The organism is Micromonospora pisi, assembly GCF_003633685.1.
GTDB classification, from domain to species: domain Bacteria; phylum Actinomycetota; class Actinomycetes; order Mycobacteriales; family Micromonosporaceae; genus Micromonospora_G; species Micromonospora_G pisi.
Genome location: NZ_RBKT01000001.1, coordinates 1,412,574 through 1,436,387 on the forward strand (window position 1 = coordinate 1,412,574; position 23,814 = coordinate 1,436,387).

General features: G+C 70.6%; 24 protein-coding genes. 11 read left to right on the forward strand and 13 right to left on the reverse strand.

Translation table 11 applies throughout. From position 1 onward, the window contains the following. Positions 1-2: 2 nt before the first annotated feature. On the reverse strand, positions 3-608 hold the full coding sequence (locus tag BDK92_RS05340) for a YdeI/OmpD-associated family protein (RefSeq protein ID WP_121155150.1): 606 nt from the start codon (positions 606-608) through the stop codon (positions 3-5). A 73-nt stretch (positions 609-681) separates the two neighbouring features. Here BDK92_RS05340 and BDK92_RS05345 point away from each other — a divergent pair, with 73 nt between their 5' ends. Continuing rightward, positions 682-1,251, forward strand: a complete 570-nt coding sequence (locus tag BDK92_RS05345) for a GrpB family protein (protein WP_246016839.1) — start codon at positions 682-684, stop codon at positions 1,249-1,251. Between the two features lie 30 nt (positions 1,252-1,281). Here BDK92_RS05345 and BDK92_RS05350 read toward each other — a convergent pair whose 3' ends face one another. Continuing rightward, positions 1,282-2,037, reverse strand: a complete 756-nt coding sequence (locus BDK92_RS05350) for a Rossmann-fold NAD(P)-binding domain-containing protein (RefSeq protein WP_147456918.1) — start codon at positions 2,035-2,037, stop codon at positions 1,282-1,284. A 46-nt stretch (positions 2,038-2,083) separates the two neighbouring features. Between BDK92_RS05350 and BDK92_RS05355 the strand changes: the two genes are divergently transcribed. Beyond that, positions 2,084-2,464, forward strand: a complete 381-nt coding sequence (locus BDK92_RS05355) for a winged helix-turn-helix transcriptional regulator (RefSeq protein WP_121155156.1) — start codon at positions 2,084-2,086, stop codon at positions 2,462-2,464. A gap of 93 nt (positions 2,465-2,557) precedes the next feature. Here the strand turns inward: BDK92_RS05355 and BDK92_RS05360 are convergent, their stop codons facing one another. Continuing rightward, a complete protein-coding gene (locus BDK92_RS05360; protein ID WP_121155158.1) occupies positions 2,558-2,983 on the reverse strand; it encodes a nuclear transport factor 2 family protein in 426 nt (141 codons plus the stop codon). A gap of 78 nt (positions 2,984-3,061) precedes the next feature. Between BDK92_RS05360 and BDK92_RS05365 the strand changes: the two genes are divergently transcribed. Further along, entirely contained in the window at positions 3,062-3,709 is a 648-nt protein-coding gene (locus tag BDK92_RS05365; RefSeq protein WP_121155161.1) for a TetR/AcrR family transcriptional regulator, read from the forward strand. Between the two features lie 34 nt (positions 3,710-3,743). Here BDK92_RS05365 and BDK92_RS05370 read toward each other — a convergent pair whose 3' ends face one another. The 3 genes from BDK92_RS05370 to BDK92_RS05380 all read right to left on the reverse strand — a co-directional run bounded on the left by BDK92_RS05370 (position 3,744) and on the right by BDK92_RS05380 (position 5,727). After that, complete coding sequence (locus tag BDK92_RS05370; protein ID WP_121155164.1) at positions 3,744-4,325, reverse strand: hypothetical protein; 582 nt, start codon at positions 4,323-4,325, stop codon at positions 3,744-3,746. A 164-nt stretch (positions 4,326-4,489) separates the two neighbouring features. After that, positions 4,490-5,299 carry a TrmH family RNA methyltransferase gene (locus BDK92_RS05375; protein ID WP_121155166.1) on the reverse strand — a complete coding sequence of 270 codons (810 nt, stop codon included), beginning with the start codon at positions 5,297-5,299 and terminating at the stop codon, positions 4,490-4,492. Positions 5,300-5,394: 95 nt separating this feature from the next. Beyond that, positions 5,395-5,727, reverse strand: coding sequence for a nuclear transport factor 2 family protein (locus tag BDK92_RS05380; RefSeq protein ID WP_121155168.1), 333 nt, complete (start codon positions 5,725-5,727; stop codon positions 5,395-5,397). A 268-nt stretch (positions 5,728-5,995) separates the two neighbouring features. Between BDK92_RS05380 and BDK92_RS05385 the strand changes: the two genes are divergently transcribed. Next, positions 5,996-6,271: a hypothetical protein gene (locus BDK92_RS05385; RefSeq protein ID WP_121155170.1), complete on the forward strand. Its 276-nt coding sequence runs from the start codon at positions 5,996-5,998 to the stop codon at positions 6,269-6,271. Then, a complete protein-coding gene (locus tag BDK92_RS05390; RefSeq protein WP_121155172.1) occupies positions 6,271-7,206 on the forward strand; it encodes a hypothetical protein in 936 nt (311 codons plus the stop codon). Before BDK92_RS05385 ends, BDK92_RS05390 begins: the two co-directional genes overlap by 1 nt. 18 nt (positions 7,207-7,224) lie before the next feature. On the opposite strand, the gene BDK92_RS05395 is transcribed toward BDK92_RS05390, so the two are convergent. Then, positions 7,225-8,661 (reverse strand): MFS transporter, encoded by a 1,437-nt coding sequence (locus tag BDK92_RS05395; protein ID WP_121155174.1) that lies wholly within the window; start codon positions 8,659-8,661, stop codon positions 7,225-7,227. Positions 8,662-8,735: 74 nt separating this feature from the next. Further along, positions 8,736-9,614 carry an alpha/beta fold hydrolase gene (locus BDK92_RS05400; protein ID WP_121161663.1) on the reverse strand — a complete coding sequence of 293 codons (879 nt, stop codon included), beginning with the start codon at positions 9,612-9,614 and terminating at the stop codon, positions 8,736-8,738. Positions 9,615-9,776: 162 nt separating this feature from the next. On the opposite strand from BDK92_RS05400, the gene BDK92_RS05405 reads away from it, so the two are divergent. Then, complete coding sequence (locus BDK92_RS05405; protein ID WP_211349093.1) at positions 9,777-13,019, forward strand: ATP-binding protein; 3,243 nt, start codon at positions 9,777-9,779, stop codon at positions 13,017-13,019. Positions 13,020-13,024: 5 nt separating this feature from the next. After that, positions 13,025-13,501: an SRPBCC domain-containing protein gene (locus tag BDK92_RS05410; RefSeq protein WP_121155176.1), complete on the forward strand. Its 477-nt coding sequence runs from the start codon at positions 13,025-13,027 to the stop codon at positions 13,499-13,501. Between the two features lie 66 nt (positions 13,502-13,567). On the opposite strand, the gene BDK92_RS05415 is transcribed toward BDK92_RS05410, so the two are convergent. Further along, positions 13,568-14,095: a universal stress protein gene (locus tag BDK92_RS05415; protein ID WP_121155179.1), complete on the reverse strand. Its 528-nt coding sequence runs from the start codon at positions 14,093-14,095 to the stop codon at positions 13,568-13,570. A 226-nt stretch (positions 14,096-14,321) separates the two neighbouring features. Between BDK92_RS05415 and BDK92_RS38825 the strand changes: the two genes are divergently transcribed. After that, a complete protein-coding gene (locus tag BDK92_RS38825; protein ID WP_170208504.1) occupies positions 14,322-14,471 on the forward strand; it encodes a hypothetical protein in 150 nt (49 codons plus the stop codon). Between the two features lie 89 nt (positions 14,472-14,560). Here BDK92_RS38825 and BDK92_RS05420 read toward each other — a convergent pair whose 3' ends face one another. Then, positions 14,561-15,631, reverse strand: coding sequence for an MsnO8 family LLM class oxidoreductase (locus tag BDK92_RS05420; protein WP_246016840.1), 1,071 nt, complete (start codon positions 15,629-15,631; stop codon positions 14,561-14,563). Positions 15,632-15,867: 236 nt separating this feature from the next. Continuing rightward, entirely contained in the window at positions 15,868-18,312 is a 2,445-nt protein-coding gene (locus tag BDK92_RS05425) for a CehA/McbA family metallohydrolase (protein ID WP_121155182.1), read from the reverse strand. Between the two features lie 388 nt (positions 18,313-18,700). Between BDK92_RS05425 and BDK92_RS05430 the strand changes: the two genes are divergently transcribed. The 3 genes from BDK92_RS05430 (at position 18,701) to BDK92_RS05440 (ending at position 22,123) form a co-directional block, all read left to right on the forward strand. Beyond that, positions 18,701-19,357, forward strand: coding sequence for a choice-of-anchor M domain-containing protein (locus BDK92_RS05430; RefSeq protein WP_121161669.1), 657 nt, complete (start codon positions 18,701-18,703; stop codon positions 19,355-19,357). Positions 19,358-19,405: 48 nt separating this feature from the next. Continuing rightward, entirely contained in the window at positions 19,406-20,059 is a 654-nt protein-coding gene (locus BDK92_RS05435) for a choice-of-anchor M domain-containing protein (protein WP_121155184.1), read from the forward strand. A gap of 105 nt (positions 20,060-20,164) precedes the next feature. After that, a complete protein-coding gene (locus BDK92_RS05440) occupies positions 20,165-22,123 on the forward strand; it encodes a TIGR03773 family transporter-associated surface protein (protein ID WP_170208505.1) in 1,959 nt (652 codons plus the stop codon). 102 nt (positions 22,124-22,225) lie between these two features. Here BDK92_RS05440 and BDK92_RS05445 read toward each other — a convergent pair whose 3' ends face one another. Beyond that, on the reverse strand, positions 22,226-23,074 hold the full coding sequence (locus tag BDK92_RS05445) for an anchored repeat-type ABC transporter permease subunit (RefSeq protein WP_121155189.1): 849 nt from the start codon (positions 23,072-23,074) through the stop codon (positions 22,226-22,228). Between the two features lies 1 nt (position 23,075). Further along, entirely contained in the window at positions 23,076-23,813 is a 738-nt protein-coding gene (locus tag BDK92_RS05450; RefSeq protein ID WP_121161671.1) for an anchored repeat-type ABC transporter ATP-binding subunit, read from the reverse strand. Position 23,814: the final 1 nt, after the last annotated feature.

A 23,814-nucleotide genomic window follows, 5' to 3' on the forward strand; every position in this document is an offset into this window, starting at 1 on the left:
TATTACGGCGAGTTCGGGGGCTTGGCCTTCTGCGGATAGATCGTCTCGTGGCGGGCCAGCATGGCGACGAACTCGCCGATCTTCCGCTCGCGGGTCTGCGCCCGTTTGACGGCGTTGACGCGGTGGATGAGAGCGAACCGGTTGGTTTTGGTGAGTACGTCGAACATGGCCTGGGCGGCGGGGTCGGCGGCGATGGCGGCGAGCAGGTCGGCCGGCACCTCGGCTTCCGACGGCGGGGCGTAGGCGGCGGCCCAGCGCCCGTCCGCCTTCGCGGCTTCTACCGCCACGCGGCCTGACGGCAGCATCCGCCCCTGCGCCTCCAGCCGGGCCACGTGGTCGACGTTGCGTTGCGACCAGGAGCTGCGGGGCCGGCGAGGGGTGAACCGGATCCAGGAGGATTCCTGATCCCGCTTACGGGCCTGCCCGTCGATCCAGCCGAAACACAGGGCCTCGTCGACCGCCTGCTGCCAGGTCAGCGTCGTGACCGTGCCGCCCTTTTTGGTCAGGGCCAGCCAGACGCCGGGCGACGTGGCGTGGTTGGCCGACAACCACACGCGCAGCGCGTCGGCATCCGCGACGATCAACTCGTCCAGTTCGGCGCTCGTCATGACGGCAGGCTATCGCTGCCGGTGGCGGCGAGCATCGGGCCTCCGACGGAAATGCGAGCGATACGCTAGACAGGTGGCGGCGGGTCGAGGTCCTGACGGACCACCTCAGAGACGAGATCCGATCAAGATCGTTCCCTACGATGCACACTGGCCGACCAGCTTCGCCCAAGAGCAGACCCGAATCGAGGCGGCGCTCCGGAACTACCTCGTCGGTCGCGTCGAGCATGTGGGTAGTACCGCGATCCCCGGGCTTGCCGCCAAGCCGATCATTGACATGCTCTCCCTGGTCAGCGACTACGACCAGACTGCCGGCATCGTGGCGGAACTGGGCGACATCGGCTGGGTCCACGCTCCCGAACCAGGCGACCATGAGCGGCGCAAGCTGTCATTCTGCTTCCCCGACGTGGCGTGGCGTACCCATCACCTCCACATCTGGGAGGTCCGGTCACCGGACTGGCGTCGCTTGCTGTTCTTCCGCGACCACCTACGACGCCACCCGGACCTCGCAGCCAAGTACGCGCGCATCAAAGCTGACCTCGCAGCGGTGGACGATCACGACCGACCGAGGTACCGGTCCGGCAAGGCGCCATTCATCGAGGACATTCTTCGACAGTTGGACTCATCCAGCGACGCTCGTTCCTGACGAAACGCTGCCCGCGCTGACCCAGGTGGCTTAGGAGGCGACGGTCAACTCGGCCAGGAGCGTGTAGAGCCGGGCTGCCGCCGACTGGTCGAACTCCGGTCGGGTGAGGGGCACCGGCGTGCCGCGACGTAATACCGTCAGTCGGGCGGTCGGCGGTTCGGCCAGTAGGGCGGTCAGGCGGGAGGCCGCGGTACCGGTGGAGGATCCGAGGAGGGCGGCTGACGCGCCTACGAGGGCGCGTGTTGGTTGACGGAACTGGCGGTGCATGCCGCTGTTGACGAACAGCGGGTTGTACAGCACGTACCGGATCTGGCTGTGCGGGTGGTGGGCCGCGAAGCCGGCCCCGAGGAGATCATTGGCCCGTGCGCCCTGCATGGTGGCCTTGAGCATGGTGTACCCACGGGTGAGCTGCAGGTCATCCCAGTGGATTCGGCCGGCCCGGATTCCACCGGTGCCGCTGAGATTGAGGATAATCGGTGTCTGCGCTCGTTCCAGCGCGGGGCGAAGCCGTTCGGCAAGCAGGTAACGACTGAGAACGTAGATCGCGAAGGTCTGCTCGAAGCCCTCGTTGGTGACGATGCGCCGCAGGTCGAAACGTCCCGCCGCCAGCACCAGTACGTCAATCTTGTCGGGTAGCCGGGTTGCCAGTGCGGCGGTCTGCCGGACCGAGGTGAGATCGGCGTCGGCACTGCCGATCGGCACGACCAGGTCTCCGGCTCGCCGCAGCTTGTCGGCGAGGGCACCGCCGATGCCACGTGTCCCGCCCGCGATCACCACTGTGCGCATACTTCATCGTTGGTCTGTCCCGGCCTCCGCGAAAGAAGGCACATTGATGTCACCGGCGCTGCGGCTACCCGTGACCCTGGCTGACCGTGCGGCGTGCACGGCGACCGACATCCTGCGGCGCGTGGGCGAGAAGTGGAGCGTTCTCATTCTCGCCGTGCTCGACGAACGCCCCTACGGCTTCAACGAACTTGACCGCACCATCCATGGGCTGAGCCGGCGTATCCTCACCCGCACACTGCGGACGCTGGAGAGCGACGGGCTGATCAGCCGCGAGCAGACGCCGGAACGTGTCGAGTACGCGCTCACCGACCTGGGCCGTTCACTTCTTCCGTTGGTCATCGCCGTCGGCGAATGGGCGGTCGAGCATGCATCCGACATCGAACAAGCGCGGGCGCGTATGCGTAGGCCCGCCGGATCGCCACGGTGACCGCGGGATGGAGCAGTTCAGCGAGGGCCTCCGCGTCGCCGTCGGCCATTGAGATGTAGAACCGCTCCGCGATCTCGCGGGGGGCGGTCGAGGTCATTGCGGCGGTGGCACGGTCGAGCCCGCGGCCACCGCAGGCGCCGGAACCAGGCGGGTCAACTGGTCGACCCGTTGTAGTCGCCCATCCCGGGCCAGCTGGCCGAACATGTAGATCTCGGTGGCGATGACACTTCCCTTGACCATGACCGCGGTCAGGATGTACCGGGCCGCCACGCGGTCACCAGACACCAAGGTCTCATGAAGTTCGGTATGCACGCTGGCGGCCCTCCGGCGAGCAGGCCGCACATGCGCAAGAAGCTTCTCGCGGTCGAGTGGTATCCCGTCGTTGTAGAGCACGAAGTCGGGCGTGTGGTAACGGTCGAAAACCGTGGCGGCATCGTCCTCCCCGAAGGCGACCTCCACCGGATACCCGGTGAGGTACGCGCCGAGATTGCGGCCGGGAAGATTTTCTTCACTGGGCATCTCGCATCGCTCCCATCGCACCGCAGTTAACTCTGACAGCGCTGTCCAATGTAAGCCAGGCGAGTATTCTTGACAACCGTGTCCGAGTTATCTGAGCCGCGAACGCGACGACGGCGTGCCGACGCCGAGCGAAGCATCGCCGTAACCCTCGATGCCGCTATCAACCTGTTAGGCAAGCGACCCGAGGCGAGCATGGAGGAGATCGCGGCCGAGGCAGGCGTCGCCCGTCAGACCGTCTACGCCCACTTCGCGTCGCGCGACGCGTTGCTCAGAGCCATCGTCGACCGAATCACCGCCGAGGTCGTGGCTGCCCTCGACGCGGTGGACCTCGAAACCGGTTCCGCCGCAGACGCCCTGGGTCGGTGGGCGGATGCCAGTTGGACGCTTCTCTACCGGTACCCGATCCTGCTCACCCCCGCCATGGCCAGCGCGAACCCACAGGAAGATCACGAACGGCATCTGCCGATCACCGACCGACTCGACTCGCTCGTCCGTCGGGGGCAACGATCAGGCGAGTTCCACCGCGATACGCCTGCGGCCTGGCTGGTGGCAGCCATCATCAGCCTGGGCCACACCGCCGGGCAGCAGGTACAGGCGGGCCTGATGAGCATCCGCGATGCCGGCACGGCCTTCCGCGAGAGCGCGCGGCGCATCTGCACCAGAGATATCGATCCTTACGGACCGGCAGACGCCGGCAGGGCCGTCGCAGATGGGTCCGACGACTGACGCCGCAGCAGACCAGCCCGGAGGCGGTCGCCGCTCAGGCCGCCAGCAGCGCCACGAGCAGCGCGGGCAGCATCACGAACGGCGCCGCGAGCCGGACCAACTGCCAGGCCCACACCCGTCCCGGCGGGCAGACCGGCATCGCCTCCCGGGCGCACAAGTAGGCGAGCAGCGCCAGCGCGCCGGCCCAACGACCGACCCGCAGACCCACGAGGAATGGTCCGGCGCCGCCTACCCCGACCATCAGATCCCGGGTGTACGGCGCGTGCCCGCCGCCCCTGAAGCTGTAGTCCAACAGCAGCAGGTCGGATCCGACCAGCAGCACGGCGAGCGGCAGCAGTGCCCGGAACAGGCGCGGGTGCGATCGGCGCAGCAGGAGAAGCAGCGCCACGGCCACGACAGGCAGAGCTGTCGTCGCCCAGCCGATGCCGGCCATGCCAAGCCGCCCGCAGCCGGAGATCCGGCAGGCGAGCTGGGCGTACGCCGGGATGTAGCCGATCCGGGCCGCCATCGCCAGTACGAGGACGAGCAGCACGCCGACGGAGAAGACGATTACCGCGAACAGCAGCCCGAGGCAGCCGCCGACGGCGGCGCGCTTCGAATCCGTACGCGGGTTCACGCAGTGGCCGACAACAGCGCTTCGGTCACCGGGGGACGGACCGGCGGCGAACCAGCTGACGTACCGATGTGAACCATCACGATTTCCTTTACGGATCGCCGTCGGGCACAGATCGCGGTCGACACCTGCCGTCGATCACCTCGGGCCGGCCGTCCCCGCTTCCGCTACAACGGGTCGTTGCGGCCGAGTTCCCAGAAGGCGACCGCCGCCGCGGCGGCCACGTTCAGCGAGTCCACGCCGCGCCGCATCGGCAGCGACACGCGTACGTCGCTTGCGGTCTGCGCCGCCGCGGTGAGGCCCGGGCCCTCGGCGCCCAGGAGCAACGCCGCCCGCTCCCGCTGCGCCGGGGTGAGCCGCTGCATCGGTACGGCGTCCGGAGCCGGCGTCATGGCGAGCACGGTGAAGCCCGCCTCCCGAACCTGGTCCAGCCCCTCCGGCCAGCGCTCGAACTTGGCGTACGGGACCGCGAACACCTCACCCATGCTGACCCGTACGCTGCGCCGGTAGAGCGGGTCGGCACAGGTGGGTGACAGGAGAACCGCGTCTATGCCAAGCGCTGCCGCTCCTCGGTAGATGGCCCCGAGATTGGTGTGGTTGTTGACGTCCTCCAATATGACCACCCGGCGGGCGGTCTGGAGCACTTCGGCGACGGTCGGCAGTTCCCGCCGGTGGAACGAGGCGAGCACGCCCCGGTGCACGTGGAATCCGGTCGCCTTCTCCAGCACGTCCGGGGTGGCGGCATAGACCGGCGCGTCGCCGGTGTCGAGGTCGCCGAGCTGGTCGACCCGCTTCGCGTCCACCAGGAACGAGCGCGGCGGGTAGCCGGCCCGGAGCGCCCGCCGTAGGACCAGTTCGCCTTCGGCGATGAACAGGCCGTGCGGCGGTTCCCAACGGGTACGCAGCTCGACGTCGGTCAGCGCGCGGTAGTCGGCGATCCGGTCGTCGGCGGGGTCGGTGATCTCCAGGACGGGCACGTCGCCGATTCTCTCCCGCCGCCGTCACCGACCGGGCGGCTCCCCCTCCCGCTGCCGGTCCGGTCACCCCGAAGACAGTTCCCGGGCCGGTGCCGTCAGGGGGCGATCTCCAGGTACGCGATCAGGTCGTCACGGAGCCGGAACCGGAACCTCAGGTCGACGACGTTGCCCGGGAAGTTGCCTTCGAGGCGGGTGGTGACGAGGTAGCCGTCCGGCCCGTCCGGCTTCGCGCCCAGGACCTCGACGGTGTATTCGTACGCCGTGGCGACCTCGTCCCGCCACTGCCGGATCTCGGCCCGACCTCGGTGGGTTCGGCCTTCGTCGATTACGACGGCATCATCGGCGAAGCTCGCCACCAGCGCGTCCCGGTCGCCGTTCTCGGTGGCCGCGAAATACCTGGTGACGGCACTGGGCACTGGTACGGACATGGCACTGCCTCCTCTTCGTCGACGGATCACCTCGATGACCCTCATGCGCTATACGACTAACTATAGCGCTGATTCACGGGCCGACGACCCTCACGAAAACGCCCAACCAACGAGACGTTTGAGCAGCTCACGGTGGTTAAGTCGGGCACAAAACGGACACCGGAGCGTCGCGATCTGTACAGAGGACTTCCGGCCACATCCCTCGCAGGCGTTGGCTGGATGCACGGCCAATCGACTCGACCCGAACTGACTGTCGAAGGGAACGACCATGGCTGCTCCGACCATCACCAGCGCGACTCTGAACAAGAGCACCTTCGCCCCGGGCGAAACCATGATCCTCACAGTGGTGGGGACGGACCCCGACGAAGAGACGATCGAGATCAGCCTCTCGATACGGAGCCGGACCTCCGGCGCCACCGCAGCACCGATCCTGGTGACCACGATCCTGGACGAGTTGCATTCCGTCGCCACCGACTCCGGCCCCCGGACCTGGACCCAGATCGCCCGTACGGGCTCCACCTTCGTCCTGACCAGCGTCGCGTGATGGCCACCGTCACCGTATGGCTGCGGAACCGAACCTCCGGCGTGCTCTCCGCACCGGTCACCCTCACCTACGACGTCGGCATGACGCACGGGCAGCAGCTCACCCGGAGCAACATCGGCCCGACCGGGCCACTACAGCCCTCCGGCCCGATCGTCACCACCCAGGACGACCAGGTGTTCGAGAACCTCGACATCACCGGCTTCCTCGACGTACGCCACAACGTGACGTTGCGCAACTGCCAGATCGTCGGCGACCTCGGCCAGGGCAACGCCGCGTACACCATCAAGCACCAGCGGAACCTGGGCCGGAAGCTGACCCTGCACAACTGCCGCGTCATCACCCGGTCGCCGAACACCAAGGGGCTGGTCTCCTGGGGCAACGGCCAGACCGACGCGGCCGACAGCCTCTTCCTCGGCGGTACGGACAACGTCTACCTCAAGCCCGGCACCGCACCGGCGAGCGGGTTCGCGCACACCTTCACCCGCTGCTTCTTCGGCGACGTGCAACGAACCCCGGGCAGCCACTCCGACTGCTTCCAGATCGACGGCGGCGCCGGTGGGGTGCTGCTCGACCGCTGCTCGATCAACAGTTTCAGCCTGGCGACCGGCGAGGATCCCACCACCGCCCAGGCCTCGGTCAACTCTCGCGCGTCCGGCGGGCTCATCCTCACCTACCCGTCCGGCGCCCCGGAACAGATCGACCGGGTCCAGGTGGTGAACTGCTACTTCGACGGCGGCAACTACACTCTCGACACCGTCCCCCCGGACGGGCCCGTCCCCACCGAGGTCGTGCTCGCCGGCAACACCTTCGGCCTGCACCACACGTACGGGCCGATCCGGACCGGGCAGGGGCAGGTCACCCGCGACAACACCTGGGCGGTGTCGGGAGTGACGACCACCGGCCGTGCCGTCATCGCCGGCCAGCCGGTCGAGTAGCGCCGGACCCGTCGCCGGTCAGCGGGACAGGCCGGCACCCGCCGGCACGTCGTCGGTCGCCTGTTCCCGAGGATCGCCGAGGGTGCGGTCGACGAGGGCGAGCAGCGCGGCGACGCCGGTGGCGGCGATGATCAGCCAACCGATGGTGTGAATACCGCCGTCGGTCGGGCGGTCGCCGAAGGTGAGCCCGATGACACCGGAAGAGACGATCGCCCCGAGGTAGATCGAGGTACGGGAGAGCCCCGACGCGACCCCGAGTTGGTCGGCCGGTGCCTGACGGTAGAGCGCGGCCTGGTTCGCCACCGAGGCGAGCCCCTGCGGTACACCGAAGAGCGCGGCGATGCCGAGCAGCAGCCAGACCGGCGCGCCCGAGGTGAGGGTGACGAGGAGCAACCCGCCGAGGCAGGGCAGCAGCCCGGCGAGGACGAGCGGCCGGCGCAGCGCGGTGGCGCGGGCGATCACCAGCGAGGCGACACCGGCGAGGAGCGCGGTGGGCAGTTGCAGGAATCCGGCGGTGTCACTGCTGAACCCGGCCGCGCCCTGGAGCCACTGGCTGAAGCCGTACGTCATCGAGTAGGCGGAGAAGTAGACCAGGAACAGCCGGGCGTAGGTACGGCTCAACGCGGCGTTGCGGCCCAGCATGCGCAGGTCGAGGAAGGGCTTCGGGCGGCGCAGCTCCCAGTAGGCGAGCAGGCCCGCGAGCAGGATCGCGGCCGCGAGCAGCCCCCAGTGCCCCGATCCCGGGTCGAGCAGGAAGACGAGCAGGGCGGCGATGGTGCCGGCGAACAGCAGGATGCCGACCGGGTCGATCGAGACCAGGAGCGGTGCGTCCCGCGACACCGCCGGTCGGATCCGGTCCGACGGCAGCCAGAACACGCTCATGACCATGGCGAGGATCGCCAGCGGCACGTTGACCAGGAAGATCGCCCGCCAGTCCAGCGCCTCGATGAGCACGCCAGCGAGGGCCGGGCCGACCGCGCCGGTGGTCAGGCTCGCGATCGAGATCGCGGAGAGCAGGGCCGGTGGCGTCGCCGCGTCGAGCCGGGCCGCGCGGTCCCGGATCAGGGTCAGGGCCGAGGGGTACGCGGCGGAGGTGCCGACGCCGATCAGGACCCGGGCGGCCACGACACCGGCGAAGGTGCGGTCCAGCACCGGCAGCACTCCACCGATCAGGACGAGAACCAGGCCGACCAGGTAGATCCGCTTCGGTCCGAGCAGGTCGGCGAGCTTTCCCATCGTCGGCTGCGCGATGGCGCTGGCCAGGTAGAGGCCGGCGACCAGCCAGATCACCGTCGAGGACGCGATGCCGAAGTCGCGGGCGATCGGCACCAGCGCGACCGCGATCATGGTGGTGTTGATCGGATTGAGCACCGGCCCGATCAGCACCGGGGCGATGAACCGGAGTCCGAAACCGGCCTGGCGCAGGCTGCTGGAGCCGGGGTGGCGAGGGCTCATCCAGCCTCCCCCGCCACCCGCTCCACGATCACCCGGCCAGTCTGCTCCGGAGACGCCGGTCACACGATCGCGCCCTACCGGGTCAGCAGGTCACGCAGGGCCTTGACCACGTCGGCCGGGGCCTCCTCGGCCATGAAGTGACCGCAGGAAACCGTACGGTGCTCCAGGTCGCCCGCCCACCGCCGCCACAGTGCCGCCGCGTCGAACCCGAGCGCGGCACCCCAGTCCTGTTGCAGCACGGTGACCGGCATCCGCAGCCGGTTCCCGGCCGCGCGGTCCACGGTGTCGTGCTCCACGTCGACGTACGCCGACGCGCGGTAGTCCGCGACGATCGAGGTGACCGCCGCCCGGGACGCCGCCAGGTACGCCGCGCGTACGTCGGCCGGGATGGCGTCCGGGTTCCGGCTCCAGATGTCCAGGAAGTGGCCGAAGAACGCGTCGGCACTGTCGGCGATCATCCGCTCGGGCAGGCCAGGCGGCTGCGCCATCAGGTAGAGGTGGAATCCGACGGCGGCCGAGGCGCCCCGCATCACCTCCCACATGTCCAGGGTCGGGAGCACGTCCAGCGACGCCAGGTGGGTGACGGTCCCCGGGTGGTCGAGACCGGCCCGGATGGCGACCAGCGCGCCCCGGTCGTGCCCGGCCAGTGCGAACCGGTCGTGCCCGAGTGAGCGTGCGAGCGCCACCACGTCGGCGGCCATGGTCCGCTTGGCGTACGCCTGCCCGTCCAGGTCGGCCGGCTTGTCGCTGTCGCCGTAACCGCGCAGGTCCGGCACGATCACGGTGTGGTCGGCCGCCAGGTCGGCGGCGACGTGGCGCCACATCAGGTGGGTCTGCGGGAAGCCGTGCAGCAGCACGATCGGCCGGCCGGAGCCGGCGACCGCCACGTTCAACGCCACCTGATCGGCGACGGGTACCCGACGGTAGTCAAATCCGGTGATCCTCGGTGTCACGGTGAAGCCCTTCTCGGTCGGTGCGGAACCCCGCTCGCGCGGCTGCCGGGAAGCGTGCCCGCCACGAATCAGCAACCGATCAGCCCGCGCTCACCAGAGCCCGCGCCACCAGGGCGATCACCGCCCGGCGGGTTAGGGTTTTCCGGGAGGTGATCGGGTCCCGTGGTGACGTTCGGTGTGCTCGGGCCGTTGGTGGCCGAAACCGGGCACGGGCCGGTCGGACTCCGGGGGCCACGACACCGGGCGGTGCTGGCCCGCCTGCTGATCGCCCGGCGCAGGGTGGTCCCGGTCCGGCTGCTCGCCGCCGACCTCTGGGACGACCCACCCGAGGGGGCGGTCGGTGCGATCCAGACCTTCGTCGCCGCGCTGCGCCAGGCCATCGAGCCGGACCGGCCACCGAGGACCCCGGCCCGGCTCCTGGTCACCGAGACACCCGGCTACGCGCTGCGGGCCGCACCCGACGCGGTGGACGCCTGGCGTTTCGAGTCCGCGCTCACCGACTCCGCCGAACTGCTCGCCGCCGGGGCGGCAGCGACGGCGCTGAGCAGCCTGGACAACGCGCTCGCCGGGTGGCGGGGCCCGGCGTACTCGGAGTTCGCCGACGAACACTGGGCCCGCGCCGAGGCCACCCGCCTGCACGAGCTGCGACTGCTGGCGGTGGAGCGGCGGGCGGAGGCGGCACTCGCACTCGGCCGGGCCGAACTGGTCGCCGCCGACCTCCGCGCCCAGGTGGCGGAACATCCGTGGCGGGAGCAGGCGTGGCGGCTGCTCGCGCTCGCGCTGTACCGCGCCGGCCGACAGGGCGAGGCGCTCGACGCGCTGCGTACGGCACGGCACGCCCTGGTCGCCGAACTGGGCCTCGATCCCGGTCCCGACCTGCGGCAGCTGGAGGCGGACATCCTCACCCAGTCGCCCCGGCTCGACGCCGCGGTGCCGCACACACCGGTCGTACGGGCCGACCCGGTCCCGCCGACAGGCGACGCACGGATGGTCGGCCGAGATCCGGAACTCGCCCGGCTGGACTCGGCCGCGGCAACCGTGCTGTCCTCCCGTCGCCTCGGGCTGGCACTCGTCTCGGGCGACGCCGGGGCTGGCAAGAGCACCCTCGCCCAGGCGCTGACCGCGACGCTGACCGCCCGGGGCTGGACCACCGCGTGGGGCCGCAACCCCGAACACGAAGGAGCCCCGGCCGCCTGGCCGTGGACCCAGCTGCTCACCGGCCTCGCGGACGCGGGCCACCCACCGGCGCCGCCGACCAGCGTCCCGGTGGACGGCTCGACGGACCAGGCGTCGGCCCGGTTCCGGATGCACCGCGCGGTCGTGTCCTATCTGGAGGACGTCGCCGGGCAGGGGCCGCTGCTGCTGGTCCTCGACGACCTGCACCTGGCCGGTGAGGAGACACTCGCCCTGCTCACCGGGCTCGTCGACGAACCCGTGAACCGGCCGATCCTGGTCGTGGCGACGTTCCGTACCACCGGGATCACCGTCGGGCTGACCGAACTGCTCGCCCGCGCCGCCCGTACCGAGCCGGCCCGGATCTACCTCGGTGGGCTGCCCGTGACAGCGGTCGGCGAACTCGTGCGCGCGACCATCCGCCGGGAGGTGCCCGAGCGGACCGCGCGGATCATCCACGAACGCAGCGGCGGAAACCCCTTCTTCGTACGCGAGCTGGCCCGGCTCTTCGACGCCGACGGTGAGGCCGCGTTGTCCGGCGTACCCGCCGGGGTACGGGACGTCATCCGGCACCGGCTCGACGCCCTGCCCGAAGCCGCCCGTACGGTCCTGCGACAGGCCGCCGTCATCGGCCGCGACGTCGACCTGGACCTGCTGGTCCCCCTGGCCGGCGACGAGGACCTGGTGCTCGACACCATGGACTCCGCGCTGCTGTTGGGGTTCCTGGTCGAGTCCGGGCCGGACCGGACCCGGTTCGCGCACGCGCTGGTCCGCGACACCCTCTACGAGGAGGTGTCGCATGCGCGGCGGGCCCGCTGGCACACCGGCGTCGCCGAGACCCTGGAACGGCTGCGCCCCGACGACGTCGAAGCCCTCGCCCACCACTTCCTGAGCGCGCGGACCCGGGCGACCTCGGCGCGGGCCGCCCACTACGCCGTCGCCGCGGCACGGCGCGCCGAGCGCGGGTTCGCCCCGCACACCGCCGCCCGACTCTGGCAGGCGGCCCTGGACGCGTACGAGAACGCGGACCCGACCGACGTACGGACCCGGCTGGAACTCGTGATGGGGCTGGTACGGGCGCTCGCGGTGACCGGTGGACTGGAAGCCGCCCGGCGGCACCGGGCCGACGTGATCGCCACCGCGTGGGAGTACGGCGACCCCGAACTGACCGCCCGGGTGATCGGGGCGTTCGACGTACCCGGGATCTGGACGACCAACGACGACCCGGCGCTGGCGGACCAGGTCGTCACGGTCGCCGAACGCACCCTCGGCGCGCTCCCGGACCAGCCGACCCCGGAGCGGGCCCGGCTGCTGAGCGCGCTCGCCATGGAACTGCGCGGCACCCGCTCCGACCGGGGAGCCGAGGCGGCCCGCGAGGCGGAGTCGATCGCCCGCGCCCTCGGCGACCCGGCCCTGCTCGGCTTCGCCCTGAACGCACGGTTCATGCACAGCTTCGACCAGGCCGGGCGCGCACCGGAGCGCGCTGCGATCGGCTCCGAACTGGTCGCCCTCGCCGCCGCACACGACCTGGTCACCTTCGAGGTCCTCGGCCACCTCGTGCTGCTCCAGGCGCACTCGGCACTGGCCGACTTCGACACCGCCGACAAACACGCCACCGCCGCCGACCGGCTCGCCGAACGCCACGAGATCCCGCTGGTCGGGGTCTTCACCGACTGGTACGCGGCGCTACGGCTCGCCGCGGCGGGACGTACGGCGCGGGCCGAGTCCGCGTACCGGGACGCCTCGACCCGGCTCGGGGCGACCGGCATGTGGGGCATGGAGCGGGGCATCCTGCCGCTGGCGCTGCTCGCCCTGCGGCTGCGGGACGGGCGACCGCCGGTGGTGGACCCGGACGCCGACTGGGGTCCGTACCGGGACTGGGTCCGTCCGCTCGGCCTGCTCACGGCCGGCGACCGGGACGGGGCGCTGGTCGCGCTACGCGCCGTCCCCGAATCGCCGCACGACCTGCTCTACGAGGCGCGCACCTGCCTGACCGCGCTCACCGCCGTCGGGCTACGGGACCGGGCGGTGATGGCGGACGTCTACGCGCGGCTGCGACCCGCCGCCGGGGAACTCGCGGGTGCCGGCAGCGGCCTGCTCACCCTCGGCCCGGTCGCCCACTACCTCAGTGGGCTCGCCGCGGCCCTCGACCGGCCCGCCGAGGCGCAGGAGTACCGGCACCGGGCCGAAGCCGTCGCCACACAGGCCGGGTACGCCCCGGAGGAAGGTTGAGCCGCATGTCTTCGACGCAGGTGAGCCAGCAGATCGCAGCGCCGCGTTCGGTCGTCTACCGGGCGCTGCTCGACCCGGACGCGATCGCACGATGGCGGGTTCCCGACGGCATGAGCAGCCAGGTGCACGAGTTCGAGGCCCGCGAAGGCGGCAGGTTCCGCGTGTCGCTCACCTACGACAGTCCGGACGGAACCGGCAAGTCGGCCCCGCACACCGACACCTACCACGGGCACTTTCTCCGACTCGTACCCGATGAGCGGGTGGTCGAGGTGATGGAGTTCGAGACCACCGATCCCGCGCTGCTCGGCACGATGACGATGACGACCACGCTCACCGATTCCGACGGTGGCACCAACGTCCTCGTCGTACACGAGGGGCTCCCGGACGGTGTCGCCGCCGCCGACAACGAGACCGGTACGCGGATGGCGCTGGCGAAGCTCGCCCGGCTTGTCGAGGGTGTCCCGTCAGGTCCGTTCGGGTAGACAACGCATCGCCGCGCGGCGATGCGTGCCGCGCCCCGAGGACAGTAGACGTCGCGTCGCGTGCCGTCAGGCAAGGGGACGCCGGGACAGGCGTTCGAGGTCACGTTCGATCTCGTGGGCGACGCGCCGGATCGTCGCCGCGCGGACCCATCCGGGCGCGGGCACCACGACGATCGGGACCCTGGCCCGGGCCAGACAGTAACGCGTGACCGGACCGGTGCTCCGGCCGAACCGCGCCGACCTCCCGCCGACGACGAGCAGGTCCGCCTCTGACGCGGCGTATCCGAGCAACGAAGGCCCGGGGTCCCCCTCGGGGACGGCCACATCGACGACAACATCGTCCGGGACCGACCCGAGCGCGGTGACGAACGCCGACATCACGTACCGATGCGCTCCCCGGGCAAGCTCGTCCCGCCACCTCTCGACCATCCGGGCCGGATCACGCCAGGTGGTCGGCCCCGACCACGCCCGCACCGCCCGCAACGGACGGTGCGACACCCGGGCCTGGGTCACCGCGAAACGCAGCGCCTGCAGGCCCCCGATCGACGCGTCGACGCCGACGACAACCCGACCGGCGGCAGCGGTGACATCCATTCCACTTCCTCTCGCAGAACGTCCATGTCACCGCTGTCGTGGCCGCTTGCCGAGGGCTTCTCACGGAACCGATACGCCGAGCCGTCCGTTCACTACGCCGTCTTGACACGACAGCGGAGACCGTCGCGGATCGGGGATCGCGGATGCGATCCGGGCCTTGAGCGGGCGCGTCAATAATGCGTGAAGGAGTATTGCCATCATGGCCGGCCTGGTCGACCATCGAGCGATGACCTCACCGGTGAGCCCGTCCCCTTCCGCCGACGACCTGACGGAGAAGGGCGATCCTCCGCCCAGCGCCGCGCTCGAGGTGCGTGGGGTGCTCACGGCGGTCGCGCTGGTCTGCCTCATCGCGCTGATCACCGCCGCGCTCCGGTGACCTCCGGCCGGCGTACGCGGTGAAAGACCCGGACCGGGTGCCGGTCGTGGGCGGCTCGGCGGACCGGCGCCGCCCACGGCGTCCTGTGCTCAGCCGGCGGCGGTCGCGGCGACCAGTTCGAGGGAACGTACCCGGGTCTGCGGGTGGTAGACGGGGGTGGAGAGCATCAGCTCGTCCGCGCCGGTCTGGGCGGCCACGGCGGCCAGGCGGCGGTAGACCGTCTCCGGGGAGCCGTGCGCCTGGGTGGCCGACATCTGCCCGAGCCGCTCCTCCAGCTCCGCCAGAAGCGTCTCCGCCTCGGCGAGCGCCGGTGGCAGCAGCATCGCTTCGCCGCCCCGGCCCTGGAGAGCCCCCGCCATGGCGAGTTTCGCCGGCCGGCCGAGCGCGACGGCTTCGGCGTCGCTCGCGGCGCAGATGGTCTCCACGCTGACCAGGACGTACGGGCTGTCCCGCCACCGGGACGGGCGGAACCGGTCGCGATAGCGGGCGAGGGCTTCGACGGCGTTGCCGGGCCGGATGTGGTGCGCGAAGGCGATCGGCAGGCCCAGCTCGGCGGCGAGTTCGGCGCCCGCCACACTCGACGCGAGCAGCCAGGGTGTGGGTACGTCCGCGGCGCCCGGCAGCACCCGCCCACCGGTCACCTCGGCCAGGTGGTCGAGCAGTTCGACCAGGTCCGCGCGGTACTCGGCTTCCGTGGCCGGGTCGGCGCCGCGCCGCAGGGCACGGATGGTGTCGGGGTCGCTCGTGCCCGGACCACGGGCCACACCGAGGTCGATCCGGCCCGGATGCAGGGCGGCCAGTGTCGTGAACTGCTCCGCGACCGTCAGCGGCGCATGGTGCGGCAGCAGCACCCCACCCGACCCGACCCGGATACCGGCAGTCGTGGCGGCGAGGTGGGCGGCGAGTACGGGCGGCGCCACGCTGCCGACGGACCGGTACCGATGGTGTTCGGCGACCCACACCCGGCGGAACCCGAGCTCGGCTGCCCGTCGCGCCATCGAGACCACCGCGGTCAGGCTCTCACCCGCGCCGCGTCCCTCTTCCACCGTCGCCAACTCCAGTACGGACAGAGGCGGCAGTGGTACGCGTGCCCCGGCGGCCCGAGCCTCCGGGAGCGCGTTACCGGGGTGGTCCTGCTGCCCGATCCGACCGTCTACCACGACGGGTCCTTTCTTCCTGATCTGCGCGCCAGCCGACTGATCTGCGCGCCAGCCGATCACGGTACGCCGACCCACCGACCGGTTTCCGCCGGGTTGATCCAGTTTCACGTTCGCCCAGCGTCGGGCACCGACCGACGCTGGTGGGGCGCTCCGCCGCCCGGAGCGCCCCACCAGCGATGTGCCCGTTAACAGGGGGCCCTTCCTATACCGAAAGCGATAACAAGGGGCCCTTCCTTCTATCCGATCAGGTAGATCTCCTGGGTGTGGTCGCGCTGGGTGCGTTGGGCCGCCCGGTCACTGGTGAAGACGACGGTTCCGTTGTCGATCGCCGGCCAGGTGCCGTTGCCGCGCGTACTCAGCTGGACCGCCGGCGTCCAGCCGGACGCTTCCCGACGGGCCGTGAAGATCTTCCAGCGCCAGTCGGTGGAGCGGGAGTCGTACCAGACCGCCCGGACCGAGCCGTCGGCGTCGACGCCCAGCCGGGGGCGCTGACTCATGGCGTTGGGGTCGAGGCCGACCGTCTCGGCAACCGACCACGTCGTACCGTCCGTCGAACGGCTCGCCCGCAGCGAGAGATTCGCCCCGGAGGCGGAGAGCGCCTTGGTCTCCCAGATGACGACGAGGACGCCGTCCCGGTCGACGGCGATGCTCGGGTGCCGGTCGGCCGCGTTGTCGTTCGCGCTGACCCGTACCGGCGTGCCCCAGGCGGCCGACGGGTTGGCCCGAACCGCCGCCAGGATCTCCCAGTTGTCCGGATTGGTGCCACCACCGGCGGGCTGACCGGCGGGCGGGGTGTGACCGGTCCAGCCCGCGTCCGGATCGAACCGGTTGTCCTGCCAGGTCACGACGATGCCCCGGTGCCTGGTCACCGCGACCGAGGGGAAGAGCGAGGCCGGGTGGATGGGCGAGCGGGCGTCGTCCGGCGTACCGGCAACGATGACCTTGCCGGCGGCGGAGATGTTGACCGGAGTCCGGTCGACACCGACCACCTGGACGTAGACGTCGAACGCGCCGCCGGCGTTCTGCGCCCAGGCCACCACCGGGTGCTGGTCGTCGAGCAGGGCGATGGCGGGCTGCTCGGCACGCCCCTGCCCGTTGCTGAGCTTCACCGCGGAGTCGAAGCTCTTGCCACCGTTGCGGCTGTGCCGCAGGTAGATCTCCGGCCGGTGGGGCTGTTCCTGGCCGCGCGCGTCCTGCCACACCACCCAGACGTCGTCGCCGGAGGCGGCGACCCGGGGGGCCCGGGCGGTACCGGAGGCATCGGAGAGCACCAGGCCCTTGTCCGCGTGCTTGTCGCCGTGCCCGTCCAACCTGCGGTACACCACCGACGTACGGTGGTCCTCGTGCACCTGGGCGACCACGTGCCGGACCCGCCCCGCCACCGCGACGTCGGCGAACCCGGCGAACCCGGCCTGCTCACCGAGGACCAGGCTGGCCCGGTCGTCGGCGTCGGCGGGACGCGGCAGCGCGATCTCGGGCGCCGGCTCAGCGGCCCGCTTCACCGACACGAACACCGGCGACGTGGCGCCGCGCAGCTGGTCGGGGAGGTTCGGGTCGGCGTCCCGACCGGAGAGTTCACCCGGACCGCGCACCTCCACCCGGTACCAGGTGTGGTCCCCGGACAGGGTGAGCGGCAGCAGGTACGTCTGGTCGTCCCTGGTCGGCACGAAGGTCGCGACCGGACCCGCCGAGCGGCCCGGCGCGGCGTAGACGAGCACCCGCAGACCGACGGCGGACCTGGCCCGGACTCGCAGCGCGGCCCGCTTCGAGAGCTGACGGTCGTTGACGATGACCTCGTCGCCGCCGATGGCCTCGAACCGACCATCGCCGTCGACGTCGGCCTCGAGGGTGACGAACGGACCGTCCGGGCTCAGCGACACCGTCGTCCGACCGGCCTTGAGCGCGTCGAGGATGGCGCGGACCGAGCGTTCGGCGGCGAAGACCCAGGTGGTCGGCCGACCGGGGGCGCTGGCCGGCCGCAGCTCCTTGAAGTGGCTGTCGCTCGCCGCTACCGCACCGAAGCGGAATCCGTGGTTCCAGCGGTTCTCGGCGTACTCGATCTCGGTCTCGGGGTCGCTGCTGGCGTTCCAGACCTCGACCGTGTCGACCCCCTGCACGCTGGCGTTCTCGTTCGGACCGGCGGCGGTGGTGTACTCACCGTCGTCCGGGTGGGCGACCGACCAGACCGCGTCCTGGGCGTGCGCGTCCCAGATCGACTGCTGCACGTGACGGAACGGCGCGGACCCGGGCGGGTTGGCGCCGTCCACCACCGTGTCGACCGCGCCGAGCACGACGGCGTGCGGCGACCCGTTCGCCTCCTCGCCGGTGAGCAGGAGCAGCCGGTTCGACGTCCAGAGCGGGTCCCAGTGCTGGTCGAAGGTGCGGTGGTCGGTGAGCGGCATGAAGGCCAGGCCGACCGACTCCGCGTAACCGATCTGGTCGCTGACCGGCAGGTTTCCCGGATCACGCTGGTCCGACAGTTGCCGTGGGGCGCTGCCGTCCGACGAGTGGTCGTCGTGGACATGGGTGTCACCCGCCAGCCACACGCCCTTCGGCTCGTCGTGTCCGCCGGGCTTACGCTCCTCGCCGCTGTCCGCCCAGGCCGCGGAGCCGGGCAGAAGTCCGGCGGCGGCGACAACCGCGCCACCGACGGCGATGAACTGTCTGCGGTCTAGTTCCATCTGGTCCCCATTTTCACGCGCACCCGCCCCGGCTTCAGCCCGCGGACCTGCAGGTACGCGGCGCCCGACGGATTTGATCAACGTCATGCGCGGCAAACGCTAGCCACCCGAAGCGGTGCACCAGGTAAATCGGAAGTAGCGCTGAAATGACTACGTTCGTAGCTACCCACCGGTATGTGTCACACCATAATCAAACGGTAGAAAATCGACATACTTCGTCTTGAGGAGGCGGTCGGGCGCGCGGTCAATGGCTAGCACAGCGGGGCCCGCCCTGTCCGCACCCCACCGTAGCCATCCACCGCTCACCATGTTCCTTGACAAGCAAATGAAAATCATTATCGTTTGCGTCGAGACGCGAGAAGCGTCTCTGTCCATGAAGGAGAACCGCATGCGTGGGAGAACCACAGGGCTCGTCGCCGCTATGGCCGCGTTCACCGCAGGCATCCTGGCCTTTTCCGCCCCGGCGCAGGCCAGCGCCATCACGGTGATCTCGCAAGGCCACGTCGACGCCATCGACGTGGCCTACGAAGAGGGCGAGTGGGGCATCACGATCCACGACGAGACGGTCGAACCGGACGTCGAGCGCGACCCGGCCGACGTACTCCTGGTCGCCAGGCATGAGGCGAAGACCACCGTGCCCGACGACCCGACGTACGCGTTCCTCGGCGCCCCCGGCGCCGAGGTCTGGGTGCTTCCCGAGACGCAGGACACCGCCCTGCTCTGGCCCGGCCTTTCCGCCGAGGAGGTCGAGCCCGGCGTTTTCGTCGGCGACAGCATCCAGATCCGGTTCAAGCAGGTGCTCGGCCCGGACGGGCTGAGCCTCTTCACCACCGACCCGGTCGGCGCGCCGACCGTCCTCGTCGACAGCGAGGACGGACTCCCGGACGCGGTCACCCTGCCGGCCGGTGCCCACCTGCACGCGAACTGGGCGTTCGAGAAGGCCGGCGTCTACCTGATCAAGGTCGACGCGACCGCCCAGCTCGCCGCGGACGGCACCAGGGTCACCTCGGCCCCGGCCTGGATCAAGTTCGCCGTCCTTTCCTGAGACCGCTCGGACCGACCGGTTCGCGCCTCTGACCCCCGGAGGATTCTCGTGACACTCAAGACCCGACTGCTCGGCCTCACCTCGGTACTGACCGTGGCGGCGACCATCTTCACCGCCTCGCCGGCAATGGCGGCCACCATCGAAACCGGGCACCTCGACGTGTTCGATGTGGACTACAACGCGGCGAACAACACCCTCACCCTCGACCTCAGGACGTACGAGCCGGACAACGACGACCTGTCGCCGGCCGGCACGGTGCTGCGGGTGGTACCCGCCGCCACGGCCACGATTCCCAGCGGGACCGCGTGGCAGTGCCTCGGCCCGGCCGGAACCTCCATGTACGTGGCCCCCCAGACCCTCGTTTCGGACCGGCTCTACGCGGGCTGGAACACCACCGACGTGCCGGCCGCGCAGGGGCCGGTCAAGCTGGAACTGACCGGCTGGTCCGGGCCGCCCGGATCCCGTTTCGCGCTCTACACCACCGCCGGATTCCCGGCGACGCCCAGCTTCAAGCTCAACACCAACCCGGCCACCGGCTGCCCGGTCTCCGTGTGGCCGGGCGGCATCGCCAGCGGTACGCACGCCCACGGCAACTGGGCCTTCTCCACCGCGGGCACCTACACCCTGACCTTCAGGGCAACCGCGCTCAACGGCGCCGGGGCCACCTCCGGCGCGGTCACGTACACCTTCCAAGCCGGCTGATCCGGCACCTCCGCGACCACACCAACCGTGCGGGCCGATTCCACCGGGAGTCGGCCCGCACGGTTGACGGCGTCACGAACATAGGAGAACCAAGGAATGTCAGGCATGGCGAGAATCCGACTCGCCGCGGCAACCGCCCTGGTGACAGCGGCGACAGCGCTCGCCTCGTCGGCACTGTCCGCCACCGGGGTCAGGGCGGCACCGCCGCAGAGCACCGAACGAACCGTGATCAACAACGTGCACACCGACGCCGTCGACGTGCAGTACGTGGACGGGAACCTGCGCCTCAAGACGCGGATCGGCAACGCGCCGAACCACGTGGCCGCCGACCCGAGCGAGGTCATCTTCCAGCTCTTCGACAACGAGCTCTCGGCGGCGGCCGTACCGGACCTCCCCGAGTACGCGTTCCTCGGAACCGCCGGTACGCCGCTGTGGCTGGCCCCGATGACCCAACTCGACGGACTGCTCTGGCCGGGCTGGGACACCGAGAGCCTGCCCGGCGGACTGTTCACCGACGATGCGGTGGACCTCCACCTGCGGGCGGTACGCGGACCGGGGCGGGTGGAGGTGTTCCAGACCGACCCGATCGGCATACCCATCCGCAACTTCAGCTCTGCCGACCCGGCGTACACCTCACTGCGCCAACCGGTGTTCTCACACGTACACGCCAACTGGGTCTTCACCGCGTTGGGGCGTTACACCCTCACCTTCGAGGTCACCGGCACCATCGCCGGTGGCGCCACACTGAGCTCGGGACCGGTCGACTACACCTGGTTCGTCGGCGGCACCTCGGCGCAGGACGTCGTCGGCGCGCAGACCACGACCGTGGTCACGGCCGACCAGCCGTCGTCGTCGGAGGGCTCGCCGGTGACACTGACCGGCACCGTCGAACCGCCCGAAGCCGACGGCTGGGTCGAGTTCCTCGACGGTGACACGTCGCTCGGTTACGGCGAGGTCGGCGCCGACGGCACCGCGTCGCTCGCCACCACGACTTTGTCGGTCGGCGGACACTCGATCACCGCCCGCTTCTCACCCCGGTACGGCAACGACTACCAGCCCTCGACATCTGCGCCAGCGACCCACCAGGTCACGCCCGGCCAGGGCACTCCGCCCCCGACCGGCTCACCCACGTCGACCCCGACCAGCACACCCACACCCACGCGCACACCCACGCGCACCGCGACCGCGTCTCCCGGCCCCACGCGTACCGCCTCCCGCACGCCAACCGCGACCGCCACCGCGACGGTCCGGCCGACCACCGCCGCGCCGACCACCCCGGCCTGCGTGCCGACCACCCGGACAACCGGGGTCGTGCTGAACCAGGGACACGTGGACTACGCCGTCCGCGTCGTCAACGGTCGCCTCGTCTCGCAGGTCAAGGACGGTACGACCACCAACGGCACCACCTGGCGCAGCCCCGCACAGGTGGTGTTCCAGCTCAAACCGGCCGCGGCGGTCACCGTCCCGCCCGGAGGGCAGTTCGACTTCCTCGGCGCCGCCTCCTCGACCGTGTGGCAGATCCCGCAGACCCAGAACCAGAACCTTCTCTGGGCCGGTTGGAACACCGAGGAACTGAAGGCGTCGCAGGTCTCCGGACCGGTGACCTGGAAACTCAGCGGGGTGAGCGGCCCGGGAGCGATCGCCGTCTACCAGCTTGACGCGTTCGGCAAGCCGGCCGTCGTCTTCAACAGCGCGGACGGGCTCCCGGACAGCTACGACATCGCCCTGGGTACGCACGCGCACGGCAACTGGGCCTTCACGAAGCAGGGCGTCTACCGGCTCACCTTCACCCACTCGGCGAAGCTGGCGTCGGGCACGACCTCGACCGACACGCAGGTGATGACGGTCGCGGTCGGCGACACCGACCCGACCACGCTGCTGACGAAGACCACCGGGACCGACTGCGGCGGCTCGGGCGGCCAACTCCCCACCACCGGGACCTCCCTGGTCAAGCCGATCTCCCTCGGCGCGGGCCTGCTCCTGGCCGGCACCTCGATGCTCCTGGCGACCAGGATTCGTCGGCGCCGGACGGTGGCGGCGGACGGAGCCACCACCGACGGCTGAGGTTCCAACCCTTCGCGACAAACGACGCCGGGGCAGGTACGCGAACTCGCGTACCTGCCCCGGCGTCGTTCACCGTCGCGCCGTCGTTCCGTCGCGCAGCGACTAGCGGACGTACCTGGCGAGCAGGCCGTGCCGGGGAGCGAACAGCCAGGCCACCAGGAAGACGGCGGTGAGGGCGAGCACGATGGTGCCTCCCACGGGCAGATCCCACGACCAGGAGACATACAGACCGAGCAGGGCCGACAGGCCACCGATGACGGGTGCCAGGAGCATCATGACGCCCAGTCGGTCGGTCAGCAGCCGGGCCGCCGAGGCCGGGGTGACCAGCAGGGCCAGGACCAGCACGTTGCCGATCGTCTGGACCGAGATGACCACCGCCAGGGTGACCATCACATAGAGCACGATGTCCAGCCAGAACGTCCGGAGGCCGAGCGCGCGCGCCATCTCCCGGTCGAGGGTGACCGCGACGAACTCCTTGTGCAGCAGGAACGCGACCAGGAGCAGGGTCACCCCGGTCAGACCCACGACAAGGATGTCCCGGTCCGGAATGCCGGTGATGGAGCCGAAGAGGAACTGTTGCAGCGAGCCGGCGTAGCCCGGTGCCCGCGAGATGACCACGACGCCGAGCGCGAACGCGGCCACGAAGAAGACACCGATGACGGAGTCCTCCTTCAGCCTCCGGTTCTGCGAGAACACCGCGATCAGCAGGGCGGTGAGCACGCCGGCGATGGTGCCGCCGAGCACGAGGTTGCCCGAGATGACAAACGCGACCGCGAGGCCGGGGAAGACCGCGTGCGCGACCGCGTCGCCGATGAACGCCATCCCGCGCAGGACCACATGGCAGCCGATCACCCCACACACGATCGCCGACATCACCGCGATGAACAGCGCCTTGGGCAGGAAGGCCAGATCGGGGTTGAGCAGATCGGCGAAGAAGTCGACCGGTGGCATGTCACGCCCCCACGGTCGCGGCCGGGGTGGCGGGCAGGCCCAACGCCCGCAGCACATGACTGCGCTCGCTCACCTGGAATGTCTCCATCCACACCTGAGGGTCCTTGAGCTGGTCCGGGGTACCGGTGGCGATCATCGTCTGGTTCAGCAGGGCCAGCCGGTCGCAGCCGTACACCGCCGCCGCCAGGTCATGTGTGGCCATCAGAACCGCACTCTCCTTCGCCAGCGCGGCGAACAACTCGCCGAGCAGTTCCTGTGTGGGCATGTCCAGGCCGGTGAAGGGCTCGTCCAGCAGGAGGATCCGCGGCGCGACGGCGAGCGCTCGCGCCACGAGTACGCGCTGCCGCTGGCCGCCGGAGAGTTCCCCGACCGGACGGCGGCGCAGGTCGGTCAGGCGTACCCGGTCCAGCGCCTCCCCCACCGCGTGCCAGTCCGGCACCCGGGGTCGGCGCAGCAGCCCGATCCGACCGGTCCGACCGGTCATCACCGCGTCCTCCACCGAGATGGGAAAGTCCCAGGTGAACTCGTGGCGCTGCGGCACGTAGCCGACGGTCGCCGTACCCGCCTTCGCCGGCCCGCCCGCGACCGTGACCCGACCAGCCTTGGCCCTGACCAGGCCGAGTACGGAGCGCAGCAGGGTGGTCTTCCCGGCCCCGTTCGGACCGACCAACCCCACCAGTTCCCCGATGTCGATCGTCAGGTCGACCTCGCTCAGGGCGAGTCGCCCACCGAGTTCCACG

Excerpts from the sequence above, each read along its gene's own strand:
- BDK92_RS05360 (WP_121155158.1), bottom strand. The coding sequence starts at position 2,983 with ATGCCCAGTGAAGAAAATCTTCCCGGCCGCAATCTCGGCGCGTACCTC.
- BDK92_RS05440 (WP_170208505.1), top strand. The coding sequence starts at position 20,165 with ATGGCGAGAATCCGACTCGCCGCGGCAACCGCCCTGGTGACAGCGGCG.
- BDK92_RS05415 (WP_121155179.1), bottom strand. The coding sequence starts at position 14,095 with ATGGATGTCACCGCTGCCGCCGGTCGGGTTGTCGTCGGCGTCGACGCG.
- BDK92_RS05410 (WP_121155176.1), top strand. The coding sequence starts at position 13,025 with ATGTCTTCGACGCAGGTGAGCCAGCAGATCGCAGCGCCGCGTTCGGTC.
- BDK92_RS38825 (WP_170208504.1), top strand. The coding sequence starts at position 14,322 with ATGACCTCACCGGTGAGCCCGTCCCCTTCCGCCGACGACCTGACGGAG.
- BDK92_RS05355 (WP_121155156.1), top strand. The coding sequence starts at position 2,084 with ATGTCACCGGCGCTGCGGCTACCCGTGACCCTGGCTGACCGTGCGGCG.
- BDK92_RS05390 (WP_121155172.1), top strand. The coding sequence starts at position 6,271 with ATGGCCACCGTCACCGTATGGCTGCGGAACCGAACCTCCGGCGTGCTC.
- BDK92_RS05350 (WP_147456918.1), bottom strand. The coding sequence starts at position 2,037 with ATGCGCACAGTGGTGATCGCGGGCGGGACACGTGGCATCGGCGGTGCC.
- BDK92_RS05380 (WP_121155168.1), bottom strand. The coding sequence starts at position 5,727 with ATGTCCGTACCAGTGCCCAGTGCCGTCACCAGGTATTTCGCGGCCACC.
- BDK92_RS05425 (WP_121155182.1), bottom strand. The coding sequence starts at position 18,312 with ATGGAACTAGACCGCAGACAGTTCATCGCCGTCGGTGGCGCGGTTGTC.
- BDK92_RS05430 (WP_121161669.1), top strand. The coding sequence starts at position 18,701 with ATGCGTGGGAGAACCACAGGGCTCGTCGCCGCTATGGCCGCGTTCACC.
- BDK92_RS05385 (WP_121155170.1), top strand. The coding sequence starts at position 5,996 with ATGGCTGCTCCGACCATCACCAGCGCGACTCTGAACAAGAGCACCTTC.
- BDK92_RS05445 (WP_121155189.1), bottom strand. The coding sequence starts at position 23,074 with ATGCCACCGGTCGACTTCTTCGCCGATCTGCTCAACCCCGATCTGGCC.
- BDK92_RS05395 (WP_121155174.1), bottom strand. The coding sequence starts at position 8,661 with ATGAGCCCTCGCCACCCCGGCTCCAGCAGCCTGCGCCAGGCCGGTTTC.
- BDK92_RS05340 (WP_121155150.1), bottom strand. The coding sequence starts at position 608 with ATGACGAGCGCCGAACTGGACGAGTTGATCGTCGCGGATGCCGACGCG.